The 531-nt window shown below is 57.1% G+C and carries 1 protein-coding gene; it reads right to left on the bottom strand.

Annotation, left to right across the window (positions count from 1 at the left end; all coding sequences use genetic code 11):
- Positions 1-531 (bottom strand): hypothetical protein (locus C482_RS21450; protein WP_006165779.1); only part of this gene is annotated, 531 nt, incomplete at both ends.

Raw genomic sequence — 531 nt, 5'->3', positions numbered from 1 at the left:
GCCGAAATCGATTCCGCGGGGGTGGTCGTCGGTGAAGCCCTCTACAACATGGAGTTCGTCGCCAGTCTCGAAATCCAAGATGTAGAGGTCCGTCTCAGTGCAGAATGCGACCATCGTCTCGTCGGGTGATTTTGCAAGTTCGCCCGTGCCGTGGCCAGTCGACCAGATCTGATCGCCGCTCGCATCAGGGTCCCCAGGAGTGACACCGAATCCGATGACAGTATCGATTCCAGCCGCGACCACAACATTACCGTTTGCGAGTGGGTTGCGGATACTGCCATCAAATGTGCTTTCGCGCTCCTCCAGCAATTCTTCGCCAGTAGCAACGTCGTACACGTTCAGCCGGTCAGAAGCCGATATTCGAGACCGCACAGCAGCGATTCGGCCGTCGCCCGAGATACCGATTTCTTGGCCATTGGCATCCGTGATGTTCTGGACGACCTCGCCAGACTCATAATCGACAATGGCAAGACCGTCGTCGCGATCACTTACCAGAAGTGGGAGGCCGGTTGCGTACGTCTCACCAGCGTT

It is taken from the genome of Natrialba chahannaoensis JCM 10990 (genome assembly GCF_000337135.1).
GTDB lineage: Archaea > Halobacteriota > Halobacteria > Halobacteriales > Natrialbaceae > Natrialba > Natrialba chahannaoensis.
The sequence above is the reverse complement of the archived record's forward strand: the minus strand, read 5'-3'. Positions and strand labels throughout refer to the sequence as shown.